Origin of the sequence: Frankia sp. Mgl5, assembly GCF_023242985.1 — a bacterium.
GTDB lineage: Bacteria > Actinomycetota > Actinomycetes > Frankiales > Frankiaceae > Parafrankia > Parafrankia soli.
Map to the genome: position 1 here is coordinate 48177 of NZ_JALKFY010000616.1, position 25737 is coordinate 73913.

Here is a 25737-nt window from a genome sequence, read left to right on the forward strand (position 1 = left end):
GGAAACGGACAGTGGGGGGACGGAGCGGGAACAGAGCGGGGAACGCCGGGGCACGGGATGCTGGGACATGGGGTGGTGGAGGCACGGGGCGGTGGGCGCCCAGGGGCACCGGGCGCGCCGGGCGCCGACCGTCCCGTCGTCGGCCGTCCCGCCGCCGGCCGCCCTGCCGGCGTCAGTCCGGTCCGCGTCCGCGTGCGCGTCCGCGGGAGTCGGCCCGGGCCTCGGCGGGACCCACATTCGCGCAGGATCTTCAACGGGTTGTCAAAGGATGATCGGCCTTCCCGGCGGACGGCGGGATGTCGAGCGGGTTCACACCCCCGATCGTCCCGCGTGAGCCGAGCACGACAAAACGGGCGAACAGCTCCTCGGCGTACCAGCCCGCCGAGGGGGTCCGCCGCACCGCCGCGGCGTGCGCCGGCCCCTGGTAGGCGAACGCGCGCAGCGCCGTGACGTCCCGCCACAGGCTGAAGGTGCCCTGCAGGCCGATCGGCGCCTCGCCGATGCCCGCGGCGAACAGCAGCCCGCCGGCGCCGCGCAGCTCCGCCGCGACCGGCGGGACGGCCCGCCAGAACGCCACGGCCTGCCGCGGCGCGAGCCGGGCCCGGGTGACAGCCGCCACCGGCCCCCCGCCGTGTTCCTCGCTGTGTCTTCCATGGTGCTCGCCGTCGGGGCGGCGGTGGCTCGCCGGGCCACCGGGACGGCCCCCGAACGGCGCACGGCCCGACCACCGCCCCCGGGAGGCCACCGGGCGCAGCTCCACCCGCCAGCGCTCGTCCGCGATGCCGGCCCACGACCGGATTGTCCTGGAGCGCTCGAAGCCCCGGGCCGCCGAGGGTGTGTCCCACACCGCCAGCAGCGCCCACCGCAGCGGGTCGGCGTCGAGCGGGGTGAACCGGTGGCTCGAGCCGGTGCCCAGCAGCTTGCCGAACGCCAGCCCGGACGTCCGCCGCAGCGTGGGCCGGTCGAGCGCCATGCGCGCGGCGGCGTGCCCCGCCCGCCGGCGCGGGACGTGCCAGAAGTCGACGGTGACGAGCACGTCACGGCACCGATCGGGGCGACGGCAGCGGGCCCCTCGGCCCAGGGCCCGCCGGGCCAGGAGCCGTCGGCCCGGCGGCGGGCGGGCCGGCGGTGGGCGGAGTGGGCGCGGGCGGCGGGGGGCGCATCGGCGCGAGCCGCAGCGGCGGGCCGTCCGGCGCGGGGGCCGTGGTCTGCGGGCCGTACTTCTTCGCGAAGGCGTCCGCGGCGCCGTCACGCCCCTCCCAGGCCGGCACGACCCGGCACCGGTGCAGCTCGGTGAGCGGGTGGCGGCCGGTGCCGCCGATCTCGGTGACGAGGCCGTCGGCGCCGCCGTCGTGGACGAGCCGGGTCAGCTCCTCGTCGGCCAGGTAGACCGTGTCGCCCAGCCGCGCGTACCTCGCCTGAATCGTGCGGGCGTCCCGGCCGGGGCCGTCGGTGCGCAGGATGCGCAGCGGGACCCGGAGATAGTCGTCGAGGCTGACACTGCGGTCGGGATGCCAGATCTTCTCGAAGTGCTGCTCGACGAACTGGACGAGGGTCGAGGAGATCGCCGCCTCGTGCTGGGTCGTGGCGGCCGACGAGTGCCCGAACGGGAAGGTCGAGATCAGGGCCCCGCTGTCCCACCGGTGGTAGGTCGTCAGTGGCTGGTCGCCATAGATCCGCACGGAGAGCCGGGGCCGCAGCGCGGGGACCAGCCGCGCCCGCACGGTGTCGAGCACGCGCAGGTTCGCCCTGATCACATTCGGGACGTCGATGCTGTGCAGCAGGTCCTCGGCCCGGCCGGCCGCGGGCGGGGAGTCGGGGTCCAGGAGCAGGATCTGCACCATCGCCCCCGCGTCGACCGCGGTGAGCAGAGCCTCGGCGAAGGCCTCGACGTGCGCCGGGGCCAGCAGGTCCGTCCACGTGTTGAGCAGGCGGACGCTGCGCCGGCTCGTGGCGACCCGTCCGATGAAGTAGGCCGGGTCGAAGTCGCCGAGCAGCCGGCCGCTGGCGAACTGGGTCGGCGCGGTGCTCGCCGGGCGGGCCAGCCGCGACTCGGCCGCGGCGAGCTCGGTGGAACCGTGCTGGCGCAGCAGGGTGACCGCCTGCTGCCAGGACCGGCGCGCGGCGAGATGATCGTCGAGGCGCGCCAGGATGTCGCCCCGCCGGACCAGGATCCGCGGCTCCCACAGGATGTCGGGCAGCGCGCTCAGCAGCGGCAGGCTCTCGTTGTAGTGGGCCAGTGCGCGTTCCGGTCGGTGCCGGTGCAGGTCGCCGAGCCGGCGCAGCGCGAGGGCTTCCAGCGACCGGCTGGTCAGCTCGCGCGCGATCGACAGGCTGATCGACAGGCAGGTGATGCCCTCGCCCAGCTCGTCGCGGTCGCCGTGCGCCATCGCCAGGCAGATCAGCGCCTCGGCCTCCGCGCGCCGCGCGCCGCCGCGGCGGGTCAGCGCCAGGCACTGCTCGAAGTGCTCCACCGCGCCCTCGGCGTCCCCGCGCCCGCGCGCGGCGTCGGCCAGCCCGTGCAGGGTGCGGGCCTCGCCGAGCGTGTCGCCGTACTCGACGAAGATCGAACGGGCACGTTCCAGGCGCTCGGTCGCGAGGTCGAGGTGGTCGGCGGCGCGGGCACCGAGGACGGCCGCCGGCTCCCCGTCGTTGTCGGCACCGGGCGCGTCCAGCCGCCAGAAGGCGTGCTCGAAGGCGAGGGTGATGTCGCGTTCACCCAGGCCGCACAGCAGGACCGCCTCGGCCAGCCGGTTGCCGCGCCGCCGCGCCGCCGCGAGCGCGAGGGTGTGGATCCGCTCCCAGTCCGACCAGTGCGCGCCGAAGGCGCAGAACTCGGCGGCCTCGATCGCGAGCAGCCAGGTCGGTTCGTCGAGGCCGTGCCGGTGCGCCTGGTCGACGAGGGCCAGCAGGTTGACCCGCTCGCCGCCGAACCACAGCAGCGGCTGGGCGGTGAGCGCGGCGACCACGTCCGGGTCGACGGCGTGCACCTCCGGGTCGACGGCGTGGCCCGGTCCACCGGAGCCGCCCGCGGCGGGGGTGTGGGCGGCGGGCTCGATGGTGCGCGCGGTGCCCGGCGCGAACTCGTCGACCGCGCCGCGCAGCACCGCCAGATAGGCGTACAGCAGCCGGTCGAGGGCCTGCGCGTGCTCGGGAGCCAGCCGCGGCACCTGGGCTGCCGGCGCCGCTCCGGTGTCCGTGCCTGTGGGGGCGGCGCGCGGGACGCCGGTGGTCGCCGTCCGGGTGAAGCCCGGGCCCGGGGGGACGGTGGGGTGGGCCGCGCTGGCGGACGCCTCGTTCTTCTCCCGGGCGAAGACCCGGAGCAGGTCGTGGAACCGGTACCGCTCGGTGCCGGCCCGGTCGACACCGCGGCGTTCGAGCAGCTGGGCGTCGACGAGGCGGTCCACGACGTCCTCGGCCTCGTCCAGGCCGACGTCCAGGACGGCGGCGGCGGCCCACGGGGCGAAGTCGGCCAGCTCGGGCAGCGCCAGCAGGCGGAACGCCCGCTGCTCGTCGGCGGGGCGGCCCTCGTAGCTGAGCCCGAAGCTGGCGCGGACCTCGAGGTCGCCCGCCTCCAGCCAGGACAGCCTGTCCCGCTCGTTGGCCAGCCGGGAGGCCAGCCGCGTCAGTCGCCAGTGTGGGTGGGCGGCCAGCTTGCGCCCCGCGATCTGAATGGCGAGCGGCAGGTACCCGCACAGCCCCACGATGTCGCGTGCCGCCTCCGGCTCCGCGCTCACCCGCCGCTCGTCGACCACCTTGGAGAGCAGCTCCACGGCGTCGCCGGGGTGCAGGACGTCGACCATCCAGTAGGAGGGGGTCAGCCCGTGCATCCGCGAGCGGCTGGTGACGATGACCACGCTGCCGGGGCTGGTCGGGAGCAGCGGGCGGATCTGCGCCTCGTTCGCCGCGTTGTCCAGCAGGATCAGCACCCGGCGGTTGACCAGCAGCGACCGGTACACCTCGACCAGATGGTCGGGGTCGGAGGGAACCGCGGCCCGGCTTACCCCCATCGCCTGGACGAAGCGGCCCAGCACGCGGTGCGGGTCGAGCGGTTCGCTGGTGCCGCGCAGGTCCACGTACAGGGCGTCGGCGAACTGGGCGCGGACGCGGTGGGCCACGTACACCGCGAGCGCGGTCTTCCCCGCCCCGGCCTTGCCGGCGATCGCGGCGACGACCGTCCCCTTCGCGCCCGCCACCGGGTCGGTGAGGGTGGCCAGGATCTGGCCCCGGATCGTGTCGCGGCCGGTGAACTCCTCGATGTCGGGCGGGAGCTGGTAGACGCCCTGCCCGGTGGGCGGCGCCGACACCGGCCGGCCCAGTGCACGTGGCGGCGTCCAGGCCAGGCCCGGATCGGCGCGCAGGACGTCCTCCTGGAGCCGTTGCAGCAGCGGGGATTCCAGACCGAGATCGTGGAGTGCCTCAAGGCCTTCCCGGCAGGCCCGGGCGGCGTCCTCGGTGCGGCCGTCGCGGTAGAAGGCGAGAACAAGCTCCCGGCGCAGCCCGTCGTCGTGCGGATGTCTCGTGACGAGCATCCGCAGATCGCCGATGACCTCGCGGTGTCGGCCCAGCGACAGATCGGCTGAGATTCGCGTCTTCTGGATGTCAAGGTGAAGCTCTGTCAGTTTTTCGACGTAGCCCGTTGTGAAGGGATAGTCGACGAGATCGACCAAAGGTTGGCCGCGCCAGAGCGCCTGCGCCTCCTGCAACGGTGCGATGGCGCTGACCGGGTCACCGTCCTCGATGGCGCGCCGGCCCTGCTCCAACAGCCGCCGGGCGCGTTCGGCGTCGATCTGCGCCGGCCCTACGTCGAGTAGATAACCGGCTCCCCGGCGGATAAGCACCTGGGCTGAGCTGGGGCTCTCCAGCCGGCGGCGCAGCTCGCTGACGTGTGTCCGCAGGGTGGCGAGTGCCCTTTCCGGGGCTGGTTCGCTCCAGATCACCTCGATCAGGCGCTGGGTGGACAGCACCTGCCCGGCCTCGAGCAGCAGCGCCGCGAGCAGCACCTTTCGCTGGGTGCCGCCGAGCACGACGGGAACACCGCCCGCGGTGACCTCCAACGGCCCCAGGACGGCGAACTGGAGCCGGTCCGGATCGGGCATCTGGTCCTCTCGGGAGAATGCGGTCGCCGGTGCGGTGCGGTGCGGCGCGCCGGCGGTGTTCGTCCTTCTGATTCTGCCTTTCCCGCGGCGGCCCGTGGCGGACACCGGGACAACCGCGGAATCGTCGCGCGTGCGATTCGACGCTTTCAACTCCGGGTCAACGGCAGCCGTGATCGGGTGTGTACCGGTTGTTGATCGGTCCGGGGTGCACTCGTTGTCGAGAGCCATACCGGGCCGCCGCGCATTTCGGCGGGGGGTGTTCGGGGTCCCGCGGTGGCTGGAGGGAGGGTGTCGATCATGTCGATCTTCGAGTTCTCGGGTATCGGAGCGGTGACGGGTGCGTCCCGCGGCGGAGCGGACGAGGCACCGGATCACCGCCGCCGTGACGGCGGCGCGCGGCGGGCGGCCGTGGACCGGGCTGACGTGAGCCGGGTGGAGGCGGGCCGGGCGGGTGCCGAGGGGGCCGGCGCGGGCCGCCGCGGGGTGGCGCCCGGCCTCGCCGCGCGGCTGGACGGCCTGCTGCCGCTGGAGGTGGGCTACGACTTCGTGTCGGGCACCCGCAACCAGGTGTGGGTGCGCGGTGACCGGGCGGCCGTCCTCGAGAGGTGGCATCGGGACGGCGGGGTGGAGCTCATGGTCGCCGACCGCCCGTTCCGGCTGGAGTCGGACCTCGACGGCGTGGGGGTGCGGGTGGTCGATCCGGTGGCGCGGCTGCCGCTCGCCGCGTTCCGGCCCCGGCCGCGGGGCGGCCTGGTCGACCTCGCGGACGGCTCCACGCTGCGCTGGCTGCGCCCGCGCCGCCGGGCCGCCGGGTACGTCTTCGAGCGCGGATTCGTCGGCTGGAAGAACGCCAACGTGGTCCGGTTCGCGCACGACGGGGTCGCGATCGTTCTGGTGGACCCGTCCGACCTGACGCGCCATCGCCCGCCGGTGGCCCGCCCGGACTTCGGCGCCGGGACGGTGGCCGACCCGCGCCGGGGCTGGGTGCCCGAGGTAACGGTGCTCGTGCTGCTCGGCTGGTTCCTCCTGCTGCTGGAGGACGACCCGGTGCCTTCGGCGCCCGCTTACCCCGATCTTGACCCGTCCGGGTGGCGCGCCGCGCCGTCAGGTTGACGGTCTGCCTGCTCGGGATTATCTTCGAACATGCGTTCGATTATGTCGGTGTCGGGGCGACCGGTGCCGGAGCGGGTTGGCGTCAGCGCAGGTCGGCACCGGAGAGGTGATCCCAGTGGGCGCGGTTCGGCGGAGCACTGCCAGCGGGTTCGGAGTGGCCGGCGACCAGGGCGCGGTGAGCCGTCACGGCGGTGCCGGTCGGTACGAGGGGGGCGGTCGGCTGGAGGGGTTCGGCGTGCGGGATGCCGGCCGGCCGGGCCCGCCCGGCCCCACGGGCGCTGCGCGCGAGCCCGGTCCCGGCACGCGGGGGCAGGTCCCCGGGCAGGTCCCGGGCAGGACGATGCTTCCCGCCTCGGGGCTGCCGCGGCGCTCCCGGGACGAGCTCCTCACCTCGGCCCGGCGCGGGCTGGCCGAGGCGGCCTTCACCCGCCCGGCGGGTGAGCGCTACGCGCTGGCGCATCTCGCCGCGCTGCGGGCCGCGGCCGCCGTTCTCGCCGCCCGCGCGCAGCCCCGTCCGGGTCATCGGGGCCGCCCGGCGAGCGCGTGGCGGCTGCTCGCGCTGGTGGCTCCCGAGCTCGAGGAGTGGGCGGCGTTCTTCGCCGCGGGCGCCGGCCGGCGAGCCGCGGCCGAGGCCGGGCTCGCCGTCGTGACGGCCAGGGATGCCGACGACCTCGTCCGCCAGGTGGAGATCTTCCTCGGGCTCGTCGAGGCGGCGCTCGGCGTGCCCTCCCAGCCCCCGTTGTCGCAGGCCGCGTCCTCTGAGGGGGGGATGTGGCGCTGAGCACGCCGCACCTGACTGAGACCATCCGTGGCTGAGGGGCCGGTGGTCCCCTACGCGGAGCTGCACTGCCATTCGGCCTTCAGCTTCCTCGACGGCGCCAGCCAGCCCGAGGACCTGGTCGCGGAGGCTGTCCGGCTGGGCCTGTCGGCGCTCGCGCTCACCGATCACGACGGCATGTACGGCATCGTCCGGTTCGCGGAGGCGGCGGTGGAGGTCGGGCTGCCCACCGTGTTCGGCACGGAGGTCTCGTTCAAGTCCACGGTCCCGCGCGGCGGGGCGCCCGACCCGGCCGCGACCCATCTGGTGATCCTCGCCCGTGACGCCGAGGGATACCGCCGGCTGTCCCGGGCGGTCTCCGACGCCCACCTGGCCAGCGGGGAGAAAGGCGTGCTGATCGCGGAGCCGGAGGCGTTCGCGGCCGCCGCCGGTGGGCACTGGCAGGTGCTCACCGGGTGCCGCGAGGGCGCGGTTCCCCAGGAGCCGGTCGCCGGAGGCACCAGCCTCTCCGGGCCGGCGCCGGCTCCCGAGGGCTTCCCGGGCGCGGCCGCCGGCCGCGCCGCCCTGGACGAGCTGGTCGCCCTGTTCGGCCGGGAGAACGTCGCGGTCGAGCTGTGGGATCACGCCGCCCCGCTGGACTCGGCCCGCAACGACGCCCTCACCGGGCTTGCGCGGGACGCCGGGCTGCCGGTCGTCGCCTCCGGCAACGTCCACTACGCCACCCCGGCGTCGGCGCGGCTGGCGGCGACGATGGCCGCCGTGCGGGCGCGCCGCTCCCTCGACGAGATGGACGGCTGGCCGCCCCCCGCCCGAACGGCCCACCTGCGTTCCGGCGCGGAGATGGCGGCCCGGTTCGCCCGCTTTCCGGACGCCGTTCGCGCCGCGGCCCGCATCGGCGCGGAGTGCGCGTTCAGGCTCGACCTGGTCGCGCCGAGCCTGCCGGACTTCCCCGTACCGGCCGGGCACGACGAGGCGAGCTGGCTGCGGCTGCTCACCATGCAGGGCGCGGCCCGCCGGTACGGCCCGGCCCGGGCCGAACGGGTGGCGGGTGCCTACGACCAGCTCGTCCACGAGCTGAAGCTGATCGAGCGCCTGGGCTTCCCGGGCTACTTCCTGATCGTTCACGACATCGTCGAGTTCTGCCGGCGCAGCGACATCCTCTGCCAGGGGCGGGGATCGGCGGCGAACTCGGCGGTCTGCTACGCGCTGGGCATCACCAACGTCGACGCGGTGTCCTTCGGGCTGCTGTTCGAGCGTTTTCTCGCCCCCGAGTGGGACGGGCCACCCGACATCGACCTGGACATCGAGTCGGGGCGCCGAGAGGAGGTCATCCAGTACATCTACGGCCGCTATGGCCGGGACAGAGCCGCGCAGGTGGCGAATGTGATCACCTATCGGCCCCGGTCCGCGGTGCGGGACGTCGCCCGGGCCCTGGGGTTCTCGCCCGGCCAGCAGGACGCCTGGCCACGCCAGATCGACCGGTGGCCGCCGCCACCGCCCGGAACGGCCGCCGCGCCCCGGGTGCCGCCGTCCCCGGCGGGGACGGGTGTGCCCGTGCCGAGCCCGCCCTCGCCGTCGTCCGCCGGCCGTTCCGGGGCGGGGGAGGGCCGGCCGGCGGCACTGCGGGGTGCCCCCACCGAGATCCCCGCCGAGGTCCTGGGCCTGGCCGGGCAGCTTCTCGGGTTTCCCCGTCACCTAAGGATCCACTCCGGCGGGATGGTCATCTGCGGCCGCCCGGTCGCCGAGGTGGTCCCGGTCGAGTGGGCCCGGATGCCGGGCCGCACGGTGGTGCAGTGGGACAAGGACGACTGCGCCGCGGCCGGGCTGGTCAAGTTCGACCTGCTGGGCTGGGCGTGCTGTCGATGCTGCACGGTGCCTTCGACCTCATCGGGGGCGGCGGCTCTGATCGTGCGCGGCCGGCTGGGGAGCGCGCAAGGCGTGGTGAACGTGGTCGCCGAGAGCCTGCGCCCGTTGCCGCTGGCGGTGAGTGGGCGCTCCAGGGACTTCCGATGGCGGCCCACCCTTGCGTCGAGGCACACGTTCGGTCACCATCGGTTACATCTTGGAGTTCGATGATTACCGAGGGTGGTGGTTTCCGGTGGTGGTCGCTGGTGTGGACGAGCGGCGCGGCAGCCGGGCGGTGCCAGGGCGGCCCTTGGCGCGACGGCGGAACACCTGGCTGGTGCGGGTCGCCGGGCTCTCGGCGGGCAGCCTCGCCGTCGGTCTGGTCATCGGCCTCCTGCTGCCGCGCTGACGGCACCACGGGAGGACCGCGGTGAGGTCCCCGCCGGAGCCTGCGCCGGAGCCGGTGGGCAGCCGGATCCTGCATGTCGACATGGACGCCTTCTACGCCTCCATCGCGGTACGGGACGCACCCGAGCTACGTGGCCGACCGGTGATCGTCGGCGGGGGAAGTCGGGGGGTGGTGCTCTCCGCGACCTACGAGGCGCGGGCCTTCGGGGTGCGCAGCGCCATGCCGATGGCGCGGGCCCGCGGGCTGTGTCCCACAGCGGTCGTCGTCCCCGCCGATCACGGCCGCTACCGCGAGGTCTCCCGCGCGATCATGGACGTCTTCCGGAACGTGACGCCGCTGGTCGCGCCGATCTCCCTCGACGAGGCGTTCCTCGACGTGGGCGGCGGGCGGCGGCTGTTCGGCACCCCGGTCGACATCGCGCGGGCCATCCGCGGCCGGATCGCGACCGAACAGGGCCTGACCTGCTCGGTGGGGGTGGCGCCGTCGATGTTCGTCGCGAAGATCGCCTCAGCCCGGTGCAAGCCGGACGGCCTGCTGGTGGTGCCCCCCGACGAGGTCCTCGCCTTCCTGCACCCGCTGCCGACCGCGGCGCTGTGGGGGGTCGGGCCGCGGACGGAGCAGTCGCTGACCCGGTTGGGGATACGCACGATCGGTGACATCGCGCGCACGCCCGCCGACACGCTGCGGCGCGCCCTCGGAGCGGGCGCGGGCGGCCACCTGCACGCGCTCGCGCACGGGCGGGACGACCGCCGCGTCGAGCCCGACGGCGCCGACGTGTCCGTCGGCGCCGAGGAGACCTTTCCCGTGGACCTGGCCGACCCCGAGCGGCTCGCCCGGGAGCTGCTCCGCCTCAGCGGGCGCGTCGCGGCCCGCCTGCGGGCCCGGGGCCAGGCCGCCCGCAACATCTCGATCAAGGTCCGGCATGCCGACTTCAGCACCGTCACGCGGGCTCGTACCCTCGCCGAGCCGACCGACGTCACCTGGGTGATCTACCGCACCGCGGGCGAGCTGTTCGACGAGCTCAGGGCCACATCCCGCCCGCTGGTGCGCCTGCTCGGGGTGCGGGTGGCCCGGCTGTCCGCCGCCGGGCGGACGGGCCACCAACTGGCGTTCGACGAGCGGCCGTCAGGCTGGGCCGAGGTCGACCGGGCCACCGACGGCGCCCGCCGGCGGTTCGGGGAGGAGTCCGTCCGGCCCGCGTCGCTGCTGCCCGACCGCCCGCGGCGCCCGGCTCCTCCCCGTGAGTGGGGGCCCGGCCGAGTGTGAATCCGGTGTCCTGGAAGGCTCGAACGCCCCTGGAACGACCGCGGCCACGATCACCGAACGGCATGATCGTACGATGAGCATGGCATGAACCCCGCTGGCCCGGGCAGGAGCCCAGTACGCCGAATAGCTCTGGTCGGAGTGGGTTCGAACCGGCTTGGACACAGCATGACCTGTTGCCTACCGCCTCGGCCCCGCACATGCCTATTCTTGGGTGTCAGGTTCCGTCCGGCGGGCCTGAAGGTCGTGGGAGGAGCGTCGATGCCGCTCTCGGAGAACGAGCAGCGCCTACTGGAGCAGATCGAGCGCGCTCTCGTCGAGGACGATCCCAAGTTCGCGAGCACGGTCCGGTCGACGAACCCCAGGACCTACCTCCTGCGGCGCGTGCGGCGCAGCGGGGTCCTGTTCGCGCTCGGTCTCGTCGTCCTGGTCGTGGGCGTGGTCCTCAACCAGGTTCCCCTCACCGTGATCCTGGGGATCCTGGGGTTCCTGATGATGCTCTTCGCGGCACTGCGGGGGGCGGCCGACCTGCGTCGGATCAGCGGCCGGGGCAACGACGTCGGTCGTCGCCCGCACGGGTCGAAATCCAGGCCTGGTTCCGGCGGCCGGTCGCGCCCGGCGCGGCAGTCGTTCATGGAACGGGTGGAGGAGCGGTGGCGCCGCCGCTGGGAGGACCGTCCCTGATCGGGACCGCTCCCGGAGCCCGGCCAGGCTGAGCCCGGTGGTGAGCCGATCTCAGCCTGGTGGCTCAGACGAATTTTCGCCCGAGCCCGAGCCCAGGCTCGGGCTCGGGCTCGGGCTGACGCGATCTCAGGCGGGCGGCTGCGGCGGGTGTGTCCGCCCGCCGGCGGAGGCACCGACCCCGGCCTCTTGGCCGTCGTCGGCACCGTTGTCCGGCGGGTCGCCGGCCCGGTGCCGGATGCGCCCGAGAACATCGCGCACCGGGATCTCCCGCGCCCGCTGCATCATCGACGGCGGGGCCACCGTCGCCATCGCGCGGCGGCCCCGGGGCGCGACCGACCACAGCACCCGGCGGGCCAGAGCCAGGTCGGCCAGGACGTCCACGCCCGGATCGGGCGCGGCCATCCCGGCGGGGGCGTAACGGGCCCGCTCCTGGGCCATTGCCATCCGGATCAGGGCCTGCCGGGCGGCGTCGACCTCCGCCGACCCGGCTTCGGGGCCGGCCTCGAGGTAGGCGATGAGCCGCTGCGCGCCCGAGCGCGGTGAGTCGCTCGTCCGCAGGTGGATGCCGAGGTCGGCGGCCACGTCGACCAACTCGGCCCAGGCCGCGTGCACGCGCGCGACTGCCTCGGCGTCCTGGCGGTCGGGGCCGCCCGAGCCCATCCGGCGGCGCCGCAGCGCCACCCTGGACAGGGCCGGGATGCTGAGCAGGACCAGGATCCCGAGACCCAGCCCGACCCAGGGCAGCCAGGAGGGGGGGAAGGTGTCCTTGTGGGTGCCCGCGGCCTTGTCGTCGGCCTCGGCGGTCAGCTCCTCGGCCGCCCCGCCCTGGTCGTCGGGGACGGGCACCGCGCTCGGTGTCGGCTCGACGGCGACTTCCCCGTTCCCCTGGGGGACTTCGGCCGTGTCCGGGCCGGTGGTCGGCTCGGTCGTCGACGGGGCGTAGTCCGGGGCCGGGGTCGCGCCGTCCGAGCGGCGGGTCGGCTCGAACGGGAGCCAGCCCAGGGTCGGGAACCAGACCTCGGGCCAGGCGTGTGCCTGCTTGTTGGTGATCACCCAGGTGCCGTCGGCGGCGCGGGTGCCGTGCGTGAAACCGATGGCCACCCGGGCGGGCAGCCCCAGCATCCGCACCAGGACGGTCATTGCGGACGCGAACTGTTCGCAGTACCCGCGCCGGCTCTCGAAGAGGAACTCGCTGAGCGCGCCGTCCTGGACGGTGGGCGCGCCGTTGAGGTCGTAGGTGAACTCCGAGCCGCGCAGGAAGTTCTGGATGGCGAGGACCCGGGCGTAGCCGGTGCTCGCGCCGGTGGTGATCTGGGCGAGCAGTGTCCGCAGCCGTGGGTCGGCGTCCGGCGGCAGCTGAGTGACGACGTTCATCGACTCGGGCACCGGGCCGGTGGCGGCGGCGATCTGCTGCGCGGTGGGGTCGGGGACCGCCGCGCTGACGGTGTAGCGCAGCCCGGCGGTGGAGGTGCGGGTGGAGAAGACGGTGCCCGTCGGTTCGGCGAGGCGCCAGTCGCCGGCGAGCCCGTCGAAGTCGGTGGGAATGCCCGGCACGGGCAGGTAACGCTCGGCCATCTCACCGGAGACCGCCACCGATGCGGTGGTCGAGATCGTGCGGACGCCCCGCTCCGGTCCGGGCAGGCCCTCGCTCACCCGGGCTTCCTTCGTCGCGTTCAGGGCCCGCAGGGTGAAGCGCTGGCCGTCGAAGTTCTCCAGGGCGGTGAGCCGCAGATACTGCGGATTGTCCGTGGTGACGCGCAGGAGCGGGATCTCGCGGTCGTCGTGGAGCTGCTGGGAGAGCGAGACGATCGGCTGCACGACGCTCGCCGAGCTCGGGCCGTCGCCCGAGCGCCCGCCGCCGCCGTTGTCGATCACTCCGTGCCCGTCCAGGGAGGGCACCAGCAGTGGCACCGCCGCCGCGATCACCAGCGACCCGACGGCCACCCGGGCACCGAGTGATCCCAGGCCGTTGCGGATGACCCGGGGGGGCCGGTCACCGACCGGGCGGCCCCACCGGGTGACCATCCGGTTGCCGTCCAGCAGCATCAGCGCGACGAAGCCGACCGAGGCGAGGACGAAGGGAAGAGTGCCGACCCCGCCCGGCAGGACGGCGGCCGGCACGACGAACAGGCCGAGCAGCGGCAGGCCGGCCAGCGGGGGCCGGTCCACGACCACCACGATCAGGTCGACCGCCATGACGACCAGGTACACGGCGACGAAGACCAGGACCACCAGGCCGGGCCGTTCCGGCACCGGCACCGCGAGCTCGCCGATGTCGTGCTTGCCGGCCAGCGCCAGCTCGCGCAGCGCTGTCACGGTGGACGGCGTCGGGATCACGCCGAGCAGGGCGGTGTCCCGTGCGCTCACCCTGGTGAGGGTGGTGAGCAGGCCGATCAGGCTGAGGCAGATGCCGGTGGACGCCGGCAGCCGGAACAGGGCGCCGAGCAGCCGGCCCAGCACCGCGGTGCTCACGGCGACCGCCGTCGCGATCAGGACGGGGCCGAACCACCAGCCGAACCCGTCGAACAGCGGGGCCAGCGCGGCGCTGGCGAGTAGGCAGGCCATCCCGCCCAGCGCGGCGGAGAACGGCCGTGGGGTCACCATCCGCGACCATTCGGTGGGGGACCGCCTCCCGTGGTGGCGGGGGCCGCGGGCTCGTGGGGGGAGCCGGGCCGGTACAGCGGGCCGGTCGCGGTCGCGGTCGCGGGCGGGGGTGGCGTCGGGTCGGCGGGGGCCCGGTCCGCCCCGCCCCCGGCGGGCGCCGCGCCGCGGCGGGCGTCCCGACCACGCGAGCCGCTGCCGCCCGAGCCGCCGTTGGGGGAGCCGCCGTGGCCCGAACCGCCGTTGGCCGAACCACTGTTGGGTGAGCTGCCGTTGGGTGAGCTGCCGTTGGGGGAGTCGCCGTTGGGGGAGTCGCCGTGGAGCGAGCCGCCGTTCGGCGCCGCGCCGGCTCGGCGGGCGGAGGCGTCGTGGTCCGCGCGGGGGGCGGACCACGCGCGGGCGGCCGGACCGGTGCCCGACGCGGACCCGTACGACACCCGCGCCATGCCGCCGACGGCGTTCCCGACGGCGAACCGGCGCCCGGCCGACGCGCCCGGACGGAAGATCTGCGGCCAGGTGTCGGCGAGGCGGGCCCCGGCACCCGCGACCAGGACGGTCCATCCGTGCCTGGTCAGGGTGTGCCGGGTGACCTCCAGGTCGCCCCCGGCCGCCGGGGAGGCGCCCCAGCCGGCGAGATCCACCAGCACCGCGATGGCCGGGGCGTTGCGCGGCCGGGCACCCGCGATCATCGAGGCCGTCGCCTGGTCGGTGCGCCCGAGCACGACGACGACCATGCCGGAGTGCTCAGCCGAGCGCAGACTGGCCAGCGCCGGGCTGAGGGTGTCCGACGGGGTAGGCGCGATGATCGCCAGCTCGTCGAGCAGCGCGCCGACGGCGTTGCCGGGACCGGTCGCCGCGACACCGGTGTCGGCGATCAGCCGGACGCCGTAGCCGCTGCGGGCGAGGTTGACCGCGATCGAGCCGGCCGCGCCGACCGCCCAGGAGAAGGGGTCGTCCCGGTCCATCTCGGGCCAGGCCGTGTGCCGGGTGTCGAGCAGCACGGTGGCGGCGCCGGTCAGCGGCCGCTCGTCGCGGCGCACCATCAGCTCACCCAGTCGGGCCGTGGTCTTCCAGTGCACCTTGCGCAGATCGTCGCCGGAGCGGTACGGACGTGTGGTGGAATCGTCCTCACCCGCCCGTGCCGACGAGCGGCGTACCTCGTTGTTGAGCGAGGACGAACCGACCAGCGGCGTCAGCGGCAGGCGCTCCAGGGCGGGAGCGACGATCAGCTCGTCCCGCCCCCGGAAGCTGCGCTCCAGCTCGCACAGGCCGAACGGGTCGGTCAGTCGGATCGTGAGCGGGCCGACCTGGTACCGGCCACGGACCCCGGCGCACAGCGGGTAGGAGAGGTCACGGGAGCCGCCCGGCTCGATCTGGTCCACCACGAAGCGCGCGCGGTGGCCGAGGTTGGGGGTCGCGTCCTCGACGAGCAGCACCGAGGACGGCAGTCGGGAGACGTTGTCCAGCCGGATCCGTACCGAGACGGTGTCGCCCGCGGTGACCCGCGGCGGCTCCAACCGGCGGGTGCAGGCCAGCCGGTAGCGGGTCCGCGCGACGAACCCGGCCGCGAACAGCGGCAGCGCGGCAAGCAGGGCGCCGACCGCGAGGAGGTCCTGCTCGCCGATGACCGCTGCCGAGGCCACGCACGCCCCGCCCGCGGCGAGGAACGAGCGGCCGCGGACCGTCAGCCCGCGTACCGCGGCGAGGAAGTCGCGCACGTGTCTCTAACGGCCACGTCGCGAGGGACGTGCAGGGTCCTGCCGGGCGATCGGGATCCGGGCGATCAGGTCGCTCACGATCCGGGCCGCGATGTCGTTCGTCGGCTCACCCGACAGCATGATCTCAGGATGCAGCAGCAGGCGGTGCGCCAGCACCGGGCCGGCGACCGCCTGGACGTCGTCCGGGAGCACATAGCCGCGCCGGCTGACCGCGGCATGCGCCCGGGCCGTACGGATCAGGTGCAGCGTGGCCCGCGGGGACGCGCCCAACGTGATCTCCGGGTGCCGCCGGGTGGCCCCGACCAGGTCGACGATGTACTGGCGGACCTCGCCGGAGACGTGCACCGAGCGCACCGCGTTCGCCAGCTTGGCGACCTCGGCCGCGGTGGTGACCGGGACGACGTTGGCCAGCGGGTCGCTCTGGCCGTGGTTGTCGAGCATCGCCAGCTCGGCGCCGGGCGAGGGGTAGCCCATCGAGACCCGGGCGGTGAAGCGGTCGCGCTGGGCCTCGGGGAGCGCCCGGGTGCCGTCCATCTCGATCGGGTTCTGGGTGGCGACGACCATGAACGGGGCCTCGAGGCGGTAGGTGACACCGTCCACGGTCACCTGCTGCTCCTCCATGCATTCCAGGAGGGCCGACTGGGCCTTGGGTTCGGCCCGGTTGATCTCGTCGCCGACCACGATGTTCGCGAACACCGGCCCCGGCCGGAACTCGAAGTCGCGGGTGCCCTGGTTGTAGACGCTGACGCCGGTCACGTCGCTGGGGAGCAGGTCCGGAGTGAACTGGATCCGCCGCACCCGCGCGTCGATCGAGCGGGCGAGGGCCTTGGCGAGCATGGTCTTGCCGACGCCCGGCACGTCCTCGATGAGGAGGTGCCCCTCGGCGAACAGGACCACCAGAGCCGTGCGGACCACATCCGACTTGCCGTCGATGACGGTCTCCACCGAGCGGCCGATCCGGTCGGCGACCTCGGACAGATGATCGATCTCGCCCGCCGGGTCGCGCCAGCGCAGTACTCCCGGCTCCGTCACCACGGTGCGGGCCTCCTTCGGATCGCGTGTCCCGGTCGTCGCCCCCGGTGCGGGGATGTCGTGCGCGAGGGCACTGCCGCCGCCCTGGACGCCGCCCTCACCGCCGCCCCCGGAAGCAACCCCGGAACAGCCCGGACATCATCCTGACGCGGAGCACTCCCCCACGAGTGTGACATCCATAAGGGGGGGTCCGGGAGGACTGGTCGGTGATGGCCGCCGTTGCGGTCGTGGCCGTGGGCTGCGGCCTGGTCGTCCGCACCCGGGCGAGGGGTCATTTGTTCCCTTTTCCGCCGCCTGACTGTCGTGTATCAACCTGGTTTGCGGCGATTTATACCAGCCTCCCTACGGAGCGCTTACCGCCCCCGAGCCCGGAGTGGGAGCGGTGGGGTGGAGCGGGGTGTCTTGGGGGTGTCGGGTGGGGGGGAGTGGGGTAGAGTGGCGCGCAGTGGGGGTGGGGAGCTCGCGGGTAGCCGCCGGCTGGTGAACCAGTCGTCGTCTGATGGTCACGGCGCGTCTCTCCGGGCCTGGCGGGGAGGCTCCGGTGTTTCTCGGCAGCCACACGCCGCGGCTGGACGACAAGGGGCGGCTGACTCTGCCTGCGAAGTTCCGCGAAGAGCTGGAGGGGGGGCTAGTGATCACGAAGGGGCAGGAACGTTGTCTCTACGTGTTCCCCTTGGCGGAGTTCACCCGCATCAGTGAGTCCCTCCGTACCGCTCCGGTCACCGCGAAGGCGCTTCGCGACTACAGCCGCGTCTTCTTCTCGTCGGCCTCCGACGACGTCCCCGACCGCCAGGGGCGGATCACCATTCCGCCGCCGCTGCGGGCGTACGCGGGGCTGGTTCGCGAGTGCGTGGTCAACGGCGCCAACACCCGGGTCGAGATCTGGGACTCCCAGCGTTGGGACACCTACCTCGCCGACCAGGAGGAGACCTTCGCCGAGATGTCGGAGGAGGTTCTGCCCGGAGTCATCTGAGTCGTCGAAGGCGTCGCGTCACCATCCGGTCGTCTGTCGAGGTCTCCCCCCGCTCCCACCGGACACCACTTCCCCGGCGTCCGGCGGATTGAGCGGGGCGGGACCTGGGTGTACGACTCCTCCGGCCGTTCCCTTCCCGATGGCCGCCGGGGACGGCGTACCCGCCAGCGCACCGGCGTGCCCGCCCGCATATCCGAGACACCAGATCCGACGAGCGGCCGAGGGGTTGGCAGTGGACGTCACGCACACGCCGGTGCTGACCGAGCGCGTGATCCAACTGCTCGACCCCGCGCTGCGCCGTCCCGGCGCGGTCGTCGTCGACGCCACGGTCGGGCTGGGCGGTCACTCGCACGCGCTGCTCGAGGCCTTCCCGCAGGTCCGCCTCATCGGTCTCGACCGGGACACCACCGCCCTCGAGCACAGCCGGCGCCGCCTCACCGGCCTGGGTGACCGCGTCGACCTCGAGCACGCCGTCTACGACCAGCTGCCGGACGTCCTCGAGCGGCTCGGCGTGCCGGCGGTGGACGGTGTCCTGTTCGATCTCGGCGTCTCGTCCATGCAGCTCGACCTGGACGAGCGCGGCTTCGCCTACTCCCGGGACGCCCCGCTGGACATGCGGATGGACCAGGAGCGCGGCCCCACCGCGGCCGACGTCCTCAACAACTACGACGTCGACGCGCTGACCCGGGTGCTGCGGGAGTACGGCGAGGAGCGGTTCGCGCGCCGCATCGCCCGGGCGGTGGTGACCCAGCGCCAGGCCGCGCCGTTCACCACCTCCGCGCGGCTGGTGGACCTGGTCCGCGACTCCATCCCCGCGGCGGCGCGCCGCACCGGCGGCAACCCGGCCAAGCGCACCTTCCAGGCGCTGCGCATCGAGGTGAACTCCGAGCTCGAGGTGCTCGAGCGCGCGGTGCCCGCCGCCTTCGACGCGCTGGCCGTGGCGGGCCGCCTGGTCGTCCTCTCCTATCACTCCCTGGAGGACCGGCTGGTGAAGCGGGCACTGACGCCGCGCTCGGTGCCCTCCGTCCCGCCGGACATGCCGGTCATCCCACCGGACGCCCGGCCGACGCTGCGGTGGCTGACCCGCGGCGCGGAGCCGGCCTCCGACACCGAGATCGAACAGAACGCGCGCGCCGGGTCGGTCCGGCTGCGCGCGGCGGAACGCACGGCGGCCGAACCGGGCCGCGCGCACAACCAGACCGGAGGTGTCCGATGACCGCTCCCGCGAACCCGCTGCCCCGCAGCGGTCGCGCCCGTCCGGGTCATCACACGTCCGGCTCCGAGTACCACGCGACAGACCACGACGTGGCCGCCTACCCGGGCGCCGCGCACGACGGCACCGCGTACGCCTACGACGTGGCCGCGTTCGAGAGCACCGGCTACGACGACACGCCCTACGAGAACGCGCCCTACGACAGCGCTCCCCACGCGGACGCGCCCCACGAGGACGCGCCGTACGGCGCGTCCGGCTACGGCGACCCCGTTTATGACGACTCCGCATACGGCGGCGTCAATTACGGCGATACGGTCCCCGGCGAGCCGGCGGCCGGAGACCACACGCTCGGCGAGCCTGTGGCCGGCGAGCCCGCGTTCGGCGATTCCACGGCCGGCGACCTCGCGGACGGCGGGTCGCCCGTCGGGGAGCCCGCGTACGCCGACGAAGCCGGACGCCGCGCCGACCCGTTCGGCGAGGTGGCCGTGCCCGGCCGCGCCCGTCGCCGGCCGGTCGCCGCCGGCGTGGGCGCGGTAGGCGCCGGAGCGCCCGCCCGCTCGTCCAGCGCGGCCCGTTCGTCCAGCGCCGCGCGTACGACCGCCACACGCACGACCGGCGCGCGCACGACCGCGGGGCACACCGTCCCGGCCCGGCCCGGCAGCGCGCGCTCGGGCACGGGACGGACAGCCACCGGACGATCGGGAACGGGCCGGTCCGGTGCGGGACGTCGGCCGTCCGCGATGGCGGTCGGCACGACCACGGTTCCCCTGCTCGACTCGCCGCTGCGGCGGGGAGCGCGGCCGGGGCTGTCGGTGCTGCGGGTGCCGGCGCGGTCCACGGCGCCGCGCGGGCCGTTCGTGGTGCTGCTGCTCGTGCTGATGGGGGCGGGGCTGCTGTCGCTGCTCCTGCTCAACACGGCGCTGATGGAGAACTCCTTCCACGCCGACGAGCTCGAGCGGCAGTCCGCCGAGCTGACCCGGCAGGAGCAGCAGCTGGCGCTCAAGCTCGACGAGCAGTCCGACCCAGGGCAGCTCGCCGCCCGTGCGAACCAGCTCGGGATGGTGCCCGGCGGCGTTCCCGAGTACCTGCCGGCGAACGCGCCGCTGCCGCCCGGGGCACGCGTCCTGACCCGGGACGCGGGCAGCGGCATGCTGCTCGTCGTGGTCCCGGGCCCGTCGGCGGCTCCGGCCGGCGCCGCCGCGGCGACGGACTCCGCGGCCACCCAGCCTGGCACGGGCGGCGCGTCCACCCAGTCCGGCGGCCAGCCCGCGGCTGGCGGCGAGGCCACGGCCGGCGGCGGGGCGGCCGGAGCCGCCGACGATACGCAGGCCCGTACCGGGACCGACGGAGAGGCGGGAGCCGGTCAGTGAGCCAGACGACCCGCGGTCCGTCCTCCGGCCGCGGTCGGAACCGACTCCGTCTCGTCACGAACCCGCAGCCGGGGAGCCCGGACGCGCGGTCCGCGCGCCACGACGGTGACGACCTGCTCGATCCGTCCGTGCGCCGGTTCTCCGGCCGCGACCCGGACGGCGGCCGCGGCCGGGTGACCCCGCCCCCCCGCGGCGACGACCGGTATGGCGACGACCGGCGCGGCTACGACTCTGCCCGGCCTCGAGACGACCGGCGCCAGGACGCCCGCCGCCGCGACGACCGCGACGAGCTTGACGAACAGACCTGGGACGACCCCGCCGCCGAAGCCACGGAACGGGCGGCGCGCCGTCCCCGGCCCCGCCCCGCCGCGGCCGGACGGGAGCGCCGGGCGGCGACGGCCCGGGCGGGTCGGTCGTCCCCACGGGTGTCTCCGCTGCGCAGCGCGGCCGCCGGCTCGGCGACGCCACGTGAGCAGCTCCGCCGGGACCAGGCCGCCCGCGCCACGTCCGCCCGTACGACCGCCGCCCGCGGGGCGGCCGGCCGGCGTAACCCGACCCGGGGAGCGGCCAGCCGGACGACGTCCGGGCGGGTCCCCCCCGTCCGGCGCCCGCATCCCTCGAGCGGTGGGGCGGGCCGCAACCGGGCCACCTCGATCCGGCGCGGCCTCGGGGGCGCGCCGCCGCGGCCGCCGCGGCCGTTCGTCCTCGCCAGCCCCCGCCGCCGGGTCCGGGTGTCGGTGGTGCTGATGATCGCCGTTCTGGTCGTGATCGCCGGCCGGCTCGCGCAGCTGCAGGGCTTCGCCTCGTCCAACTACGCGGAGCAGGCCGAGCAGCAGCGGCTGCGCAAGTCCGTCCTGCTCGCCGACCGCGGCATGATCACCGACCGGCACGGCTACGCGCTGGCGCAGGACGTCGAGCGCCGGGCCGTGTACGCCGACCCGTTCCTGATGAGGAGCGAGGTCGAGGTCGTCGATGCGGCGCGCAAGCTGGCCCCCCTGCTCGGCAAGTCCGAGAACACGCTGCGCAAGGAGATGACCTCCAACGATCCCAAGGTGCGGTTCGTGTACCTGGGCCGTCGCCTCGACCAGGCGGTCGGGGACGAGGTCGACAAGCTGGGTCTGCGCGGGATCGGCGTCCTCCCCGAGCGGGGGCGCTGGTACCCCGCGCAGACCCTGGGCGCCAACTTCGTCGGCTTCACCAAACTCGGCGAGCACGACGCGATCGTGGGTGCCGGTGGCCTGGAGTTGGCCTACGACAGCGTGCTGCGCGGGACGGACGGGCGCCGCCAGATCGAGGCCGACCCGTCCGGGCGGGAGATCCCCTCGGCGCAGAGCGTGGAGAAGGACCCGGTCAGCGGCTCCACGATGCGCCTGACCATCGACAAGGACATCCAGTGGAACGCCCAGGGCGAGATCGCCGAGGCGGTGCGGACCTCGGAGGCCGACGGCGGCACGATCGTCGTGATGAACCCGAAGACGGGTGACCTGCTCGCGATGGCCGACGCGCCCCAGTTCGACCCGAACAACATCACCGACCGGGACATCGACGCGATCGGGAACCGCTCGACCGGCCAGGCCTTCGAGCCCGGCAGCGTCAACAAGGTCATCACCATGGCCGCGGCGCTCGACCGGAACCTGATCGAGACGACGACCCCGGTCACCGTGCCGCCGTCCATCGAGCGGGGCGGGGTGACGATCAACGACTCGGAGCCGCACGGCACCGAGCACCTCACCGCGGCCGGAGTGCTCGCCCGGTCCAGCAACATCGGGACGGTGCTCGTCGCCGAACGGGTCGGCAACGACAACCTCGAGCAGATGATGCGCGCGTTCGGGCTCGGCCGGACGACCGAGGTCGACTTCCCCGGTGAGGCCGCCGGCATCCTGCCGCCGGCCGCCGACTGGTCGGGCAGCCAGGCGGCGACCATCGCCTACGGCCAGGGCACCTCGGCCACGGCCCTGCAGATGGCGTCGGTCTACGCGACCGTGGCGAACGGCGGCATGCGGGTCGCGCCGCGGCTGGTGGACGCGATCACCGGCCCGGACGGCGTCACGCGGCCCACCACGCCGGCTCCCGAGCGCCGGGTGATCTCACCGGAGACCGCCTCCACGCTGACCCGCATGCTCGAGGCCGTCGCGTCGACGGAGGGCACCGCCCCCGCGGCCGAGGTCGCCGGGTACCGGGTCGCCGGCAAGACGGGCACGGCCAAGCGGTACGACCCGGTCAACGGCGGCTACGACGGCTACGTCTCGACGTTCATCGGCTTCGCCCCGGCCGACGACCCCCAGGTCGTCGTGGAGGTCGTGCTCGACCACCCGCGCAAGGGCTTCTACGGCGGCGAGGTCGCCGCGCCCGTGTTCAAGCGGGTGATGAGCTTCGCCCTCACCACGCTGGGCGTGCCGCCGCCGGGGACGAGACCCGAACCGCTGGTCCTCGACCTCGACCACTGAGAACGGGCGAGCGCGGGACGCCGCGCGCCCGTCCACGCCGGGGGCCGGGGGTCGGGAGCCGCCGTCGGTTTGGCCCAGGCTGTCCCGACACCTGTGCGTCAGCCCGGTGGACCACCGCCGTCCACGGCGCCCGTGCGGATCCCCCGCCTGCCCGCCCACTAAGGTCGTCCCCGTGACCACCCCGGCACTACGTCCGGCAGCGCCGTCACCGCGGTCGCTCACCGCTCTGCCCGACGTCCTCAGATCCCTCACCGTCGCGCCCGGTCCGTCGGGCGGGGCGGCCCTCGCCGGTGTCGTCGTCACCGGCGTCACCCACGACTCGCGCGCGGTGCTGCCGGGCGACCTCTACGCGGCGCTGCCCGGCGCGCACGCGCACGGCGCCGACTTCGCGGCGGGCGCCGTCGCCGCCGGCGCCGTCGCCGTCCTCACCGACCCGGGCGGCGCCGCGGCGCTGGCCGGCCGGCTCGCGGTGCCCGTGCTCGTCACCGACGACCCGCGCCGCGACCTGGCGCCGACGGCCGCCTGGATCTACGGCGACCCGTCGAGCGCGCTGACCCTGCTCGGGGTCACCGGCACGAACGGCAAGACCACCACGGCCTTCCTGCTGGACGCCGGTCTGCGCGCCGCCGGGTACACCACGGGCCTGCTCGGCACGGTGCAGACCCGGGTGGCCGGAACGGTGGTGCCCTCGGTGCGCACGACGCCCGAGTCCGGCGACCTGCAGGCGCTGCTCGCGACGATGGTGGAACGCGGGGTCGGGGCGGCGTCGATGGAGGTGTCGAGCCACGCGCTGGCCCAGCACCGGGTGGACGCGCTGCGCTTCGCCGGGGCCGCCTTCACCAACCTCAGCCAGGACCATCTCGACTTCCACCCGACGATGGAGGACTACTTCGCGGCGAAGGCGGCGCTGTTCGAGCCGGCCCGCAGCGCGGCCGCCGTGGTCTGCGTCGACGACGACTGGGGCCGCCGGCTCGCGGCGCTGCGCCCGGACGCGCGCACCTACTCGGTGACCGGGCGCCCGGCCGACTGGTGGCCGGAGGACGTCGTCGCCGGGCCGGGCGGCAGCGTGTTCCGCGCACTCGGCCCGGACGGCGCGAAGGCGGACCTCTCGCTCGCCCTGCCGGGCCGGTTCAACGTCGCCAACGCGCTGGGCGCCCTCGCGCTGCTGGCCGCTGTCGGTGTCCCGCTGGAGGCGGCGGCCGAGGGCATCTCGTCGCTGCCGGGGGTCCCGGGCCGGATGGAGCGGATCGACGCCGGCCAGCCGTTCCTCGCCCTCGTCGACTTCGCCCACACCCCCGACGCGGTCGAGACGCTGCTGGCCACGGTGCGCCCGATCGTCACCGGGCGGGTCGTCGTCGTCCTCGGCTGCGGCGGGGACCGCGACCGCGCCAAGCGGCCGCTGATGGGCGCGGCGGCGGCGCGGCTGGCGGACCTGGCCGTGTTCACCAGCGACAACCCCCGGTCCGAGGACCCGGCGCGCATCCTCGAGCAGATGCTGGCCGGTGCCCGCGGCGCGCCCGGCGCGGGCGAGATCGTCGTGGAGCCCGACCGGGCGAGCGCGATCGCGCTCGCGGTCGGCGCCGCCGGGCCCGACGACGCCGTGATCGTGGCCGGCAAGGGGCACGAGAGCGGGCAGGACGTCGCCGGTGTCGTCACGCCGTTCGACGACCGCGAGGTGCTGCGCTCCGCGCTGCTGGCGGCGGCGAGCCGATGATCGCGCTGACTCTCGCCGAGGTGGCCGCCGCCACCGGTGGCCGGCTCACCGCCGGCGCGGACCGGTTGGCCCCGGTCACGTCGGTGGTGATCGACTCCCGTCAGGTCGGCCCGGGCGCGCTGTTCGTCGCCCTGCCCGGTGAGCGGGTGGACGGGCACGACTTCGCCGCCGGCGCGGTCGCGGCCGGCGCGGTGGCCGTCCTCGGCGCCCGGGAGACGGGCGTGCCCACCGTCGTCGCCGCCGACCCGGCGGCGGCGCTGGCCGCGCTGGCCGCGCACCTGCGCGACCTCGCCCCGGCGACCGTGGTCGGGGTGACCGGCTCGGCCGGTAAGACGACCACCAAGGACCTGCTGGCCGACCTGCTCGGCCGGCTCGGCCCGACGGTCGCCGCGGTGGGCTCGTTCAACAACGAGATCGGCCTGCCGCTGACCCTGCTGCGCACCGAGCCCGACACCGCGTTCGTGGTGCTGGAGATGGGCGCCCGCGGCATCGGGCACATCGCGACGCTGTGCGCGGTGGCCCGCCCGCACGTCGGGCTGGTGCTCAACGTCGGGTCGGCGCACGTGGGGGAGTACGCCGACGGGCGGAACGGCATCGCCGCGGCGAAGGGCGAGCTCGCAGAGGCGGCCACCGGCCTGGTCGTGCTGAACGCCGACGATCCGCTGGTGGCGGCGATGGCCGGCCGCGCCGGCGCCCAGGTGGTCACCTTCGGCCGCGCCGCGGCGGCGGACGTCCGCGCCGAGCGCGTCGAGGTGGGCGGCGACGGCCGGGCCGCGTTCGACCTGCTGGCCGGCGGGGAGCGCCACCGGCTGCGCCTCGGCCTCGTCGGCGCGCACCAGGTGGCCAACGCGCTGGCCGCCGCGGCGGTGGCGACATCACTCGGCCTCGCGCCGGCCGAGGCCGCGGCGGCGCTCGAGGAAGCCCGCCCGCGCAGCCGCTGGCGGATGGAGGTGACGACCACCCCGGACGGCGTGGTCGTGCTCAACGACTCCTACAACGCGAACCCCGAGTCGATGCGCGCGGCCCTGACCGCGCTGATGGACATGCGGGGAGCGGGGCGGGCGTGGGCGGTGCTGGGCCCGATGGGCGAGCTCGGCGCCGACGCGGACGCCGCGCACGACACCCTGGGGCGGCTCGCCGCCGGGCTGGGCGTGTCACGGCTGGTGGCGGTCGGCGCCGGGGCGCGCCGGGTGCATCAGGCGGCGGAGCACGAGGGCGCCTGGGCCGGCGAGTCGACCTGGGTGCCCGGGGTGGACGAGGCGGTCGCGCTGCTGGCCGCGCAGGTCCGCCCGGGTGACGTGGTTCTGGTGAAGGCGAGCCGGTCGTTCGGGCTCGAGCGGGTGGCCACGGAGCTGACCGCGGATGGTGGGGCCGGCCCAGCGGGCCGGCGGGACGGCGCCGCCGGCGCCGCGATCGAGGGGATCGAGAACACGTGGAACACGGTGGGACACTCCGGCGAACCAGGCGTGCGCGGGTGA

The 25737-nt window shown here is 75.0% G+C and carries 16 protein-coding genes and 1 pseudogene; 12 read left to right on the forward strand and 5 right to left on the reverse strand.

Annotated features, from left to right (window positions below; genetic code table 11):
• Positions 1–250: 250 nt before the first annotated feature.
• Both MXD62_RS15330 and MXD62_RS15335 read right to left on the reverse strand, forming a co-directional pair.
• Positions 251–1036 carry a spheroidene monooxygenase gene (locus tag MXD62_RS15330; protein WP_248829932.1) on the reverse strand — a complete coding sequence of 262 codons (786 nt, stop codon included), beginning with the start codon at positions 1034–1036 and terminating at the stop codon, positions 251–253.
• Position 1037: 1 nt separating this feature from the next.
• Positions 1038–5099 carry a BTAD domain-containing putative transcriptional regulator gene (locus tag MXD62_RS15335; protein ID WP_248829933.1) on the reverse strand — a complete coding sequence of 1354 codons (4062 nt, stop codon included), beginning with the start codon at positions 5097–5099 and terminating at the stop codon, positions 1038–1040.
• 297 nt (positions 5100–5396) lie between these two features.
• Between MXD62_RS15335 and MXD62_RS15340 the strand changes: the two genes are divergently transcribed.
• The 6 genes and pseudogenes from MXD62_RS15340 to MXD62_RS15365 all read left to right on the forward strand — a co-directional run bounded on the left by MXD62_RS15340 (position 5397) and on the right by MXD62_RS15365 (position 11191).
• Complete coding sequence (locus MXD62_RS15340; protein WP_248829934.1) at positions 5397–6212, forward strand: hypothetical protein; 816 nt, start codon at positions 5397–5399, stop codon at positions 6210–6212.
• 115 nt (positions 6213–6327) lie between these two features.
• A complete protein-coding gene (locus tag MXD62_RS15345; RefSeq protein WP_248829935.1) occupies positions 6328–6993 on the forward strand; it encodes an SAV_6107 family HEPN domain-containing protein in 666 nt (221 codons plus the stop codon).
• Between the two features lie 42 nt (positions 6994–7035).
• Positions 7036–8879: pseudogene (locus MXD62_RS15350) on the forward strand (PHP domain-containing protein); the annotation flags it as partial.
• Positions 8880–9088: 209 nt separating this feature from the next.
• Positions 9089–9244, forward strand: a complete 156-nt coding sequence (locus tag MXD62_RS15355; protein ID WP_248829982.1) for a hypothetical protein — start codon at positions 9089–9091, stop codon at positions 9242–9244.
• 21 nt (positions 9245–9265) lie between these two features.
• Entirely contained in the window at positions 9266–10510 is a 1245-nt protein-coding gene (gene dinB, locus MXD62_RS15360) for a DNA polymerase IV (protein WP_248829936.1), read from the forward strand.
• A gap of 258 nt (positions 10511–10768) precedes the next feature.
• Positions 10769–11191, forward strand: a complete 423-nt coding sequence (locus tag MXD62_RS15365; RefSeq protein WP_020462585.1) for a DUF3040 domain-containing protein — start codon at positions 10769–10771, stop codon at positions 11189–11191.
• 126 nt (positions 11192–11317) lie between these two features.
• On the opposite strand, the gene MXD62_RS15370 is transcribed toward MXD62_RS15365, so the two are convergent.
• Genes MXD62_RS15370 through MXD62_RS15380 form a run of 3 tightly spaced genes read right to left on the reverse strand, consistent with a single transcriptional unit; the run spans position 11318 to position 16545 of the window.
• A complete protein-coding gene (locus MXD62_RS15370; protein WP_248829937.1) occupies positions 11318–13795 on the reverse strand; it encodes a transglutaminaseTgpA domain-containing protein in 2478 nt (825 codons plus the stop codon).
• Complete coding sequence (locus MXD62_RS15375) at positions 13789–15510, reverse strand: DUF58 domain-containing protein (protein ID WP_248829938.1); 1722 nt, start codon at positions 15508–15510, stop codon at positions 13789–13791. The genes MXD62_RS15370 and MXD62_RS15375 overlap by 7 nt, the downstream gene beginning before the upstream one ends.
• 6 nt (positions 15511–15516) lie before the next feature.
• Complete coding sequence (locus MXD62_RS15380; RefSeq protein ID WP_248829939.1) at positions 15517–16545, reverse strand: MoxR family ATPase; 1029 nt, start codon at positions 16543–16545, stop codon at positions 15517–15519.
• Positions 16546–17083: 538 nt separating this feature from the next.
• Between MXD62_RS15380 and mraZ the strand changes: the two genes are divergently transcribed.
• From mraZ to murF, 6 genes are all read left to right on the forward strand, one after another.
• Complete coding sequence (gene mraZ / locus MXD62_RS15385; protein WP_020462581.1) at positions 17084–17515, forward strand: division/cell wall cluster transcriptional repressor MraZ; 432 nt, start codon at positions 17084–17086, stop codon at positions 17513–17515.
• A 232-nt stretch (positions 17516–17747) separates the two neighbouring features.
• Positions 17748–18731, forward strand: a complete 984-nt coding sequence (gene rsmH, locus MXD62_RS15390; protein WP_248829940.1) for a 16S rRNA (cytosine(1402)-N(4))-methyltransferase RsmH — start codon at positions 17748–17750, stop codon at positions 18729–18731.
• A complete protein-coding gene (locus tag MXD62_RS15395; RefSeq protein ID WP_248829941.1) occupies positions 18728–20098 on the forward strand; it encodes a hypothetical protein in 1371 nt (456 codons plus the stop codon). Before rsmH ends, MXD62_RS15395 begins: the two co-directional genes overlap by 4 nt.
• The gene (locus MXD62_RS15400) at positions 20095–22545 is read left to right on the forward strand and encodes a penicillin-binding protein 2 (RefSeq protein WP_248829942.1); all 2451 of its coding nucleotides are present in this window, start codon (positions 20095–20097) and stop codon (positions 22543–22545) included. Before MXD62_RS15395 ends, MXD62_RS15400 begins: the two co-directional genes overlap by 4 nt.
• A 172-nt stretch (positions 22546–22717) precedes the next feature.
• A complete protein-coding gene (locus MXD62_RS15405; RefSeq protein WP_248829943.1) occupies positions 22718–24259 on the forward strand; it encodes a UDP-N-acetylmuramoyl-L-alanyl-D-glutamate--2,6-diaminopimelate ligase in 1542 nt (513 codons plus the stop codon).
• On the forward strand, positions 24256–25737 hold the full coding sequence (gene murF / locus MXD62_RS15410; protein ID WP_248829944.1) for a UDP-N-acetylmuramoyl-tripeptide--D-alanyl-D-alanine ligase: 1482 nt from the start codon (positions 24256–24258) through the stop codon (positions 25735–25737). The genes MXD62_RS15405 and murF overlap by 4 nt, the downstream gene beginning before the upstream one ends.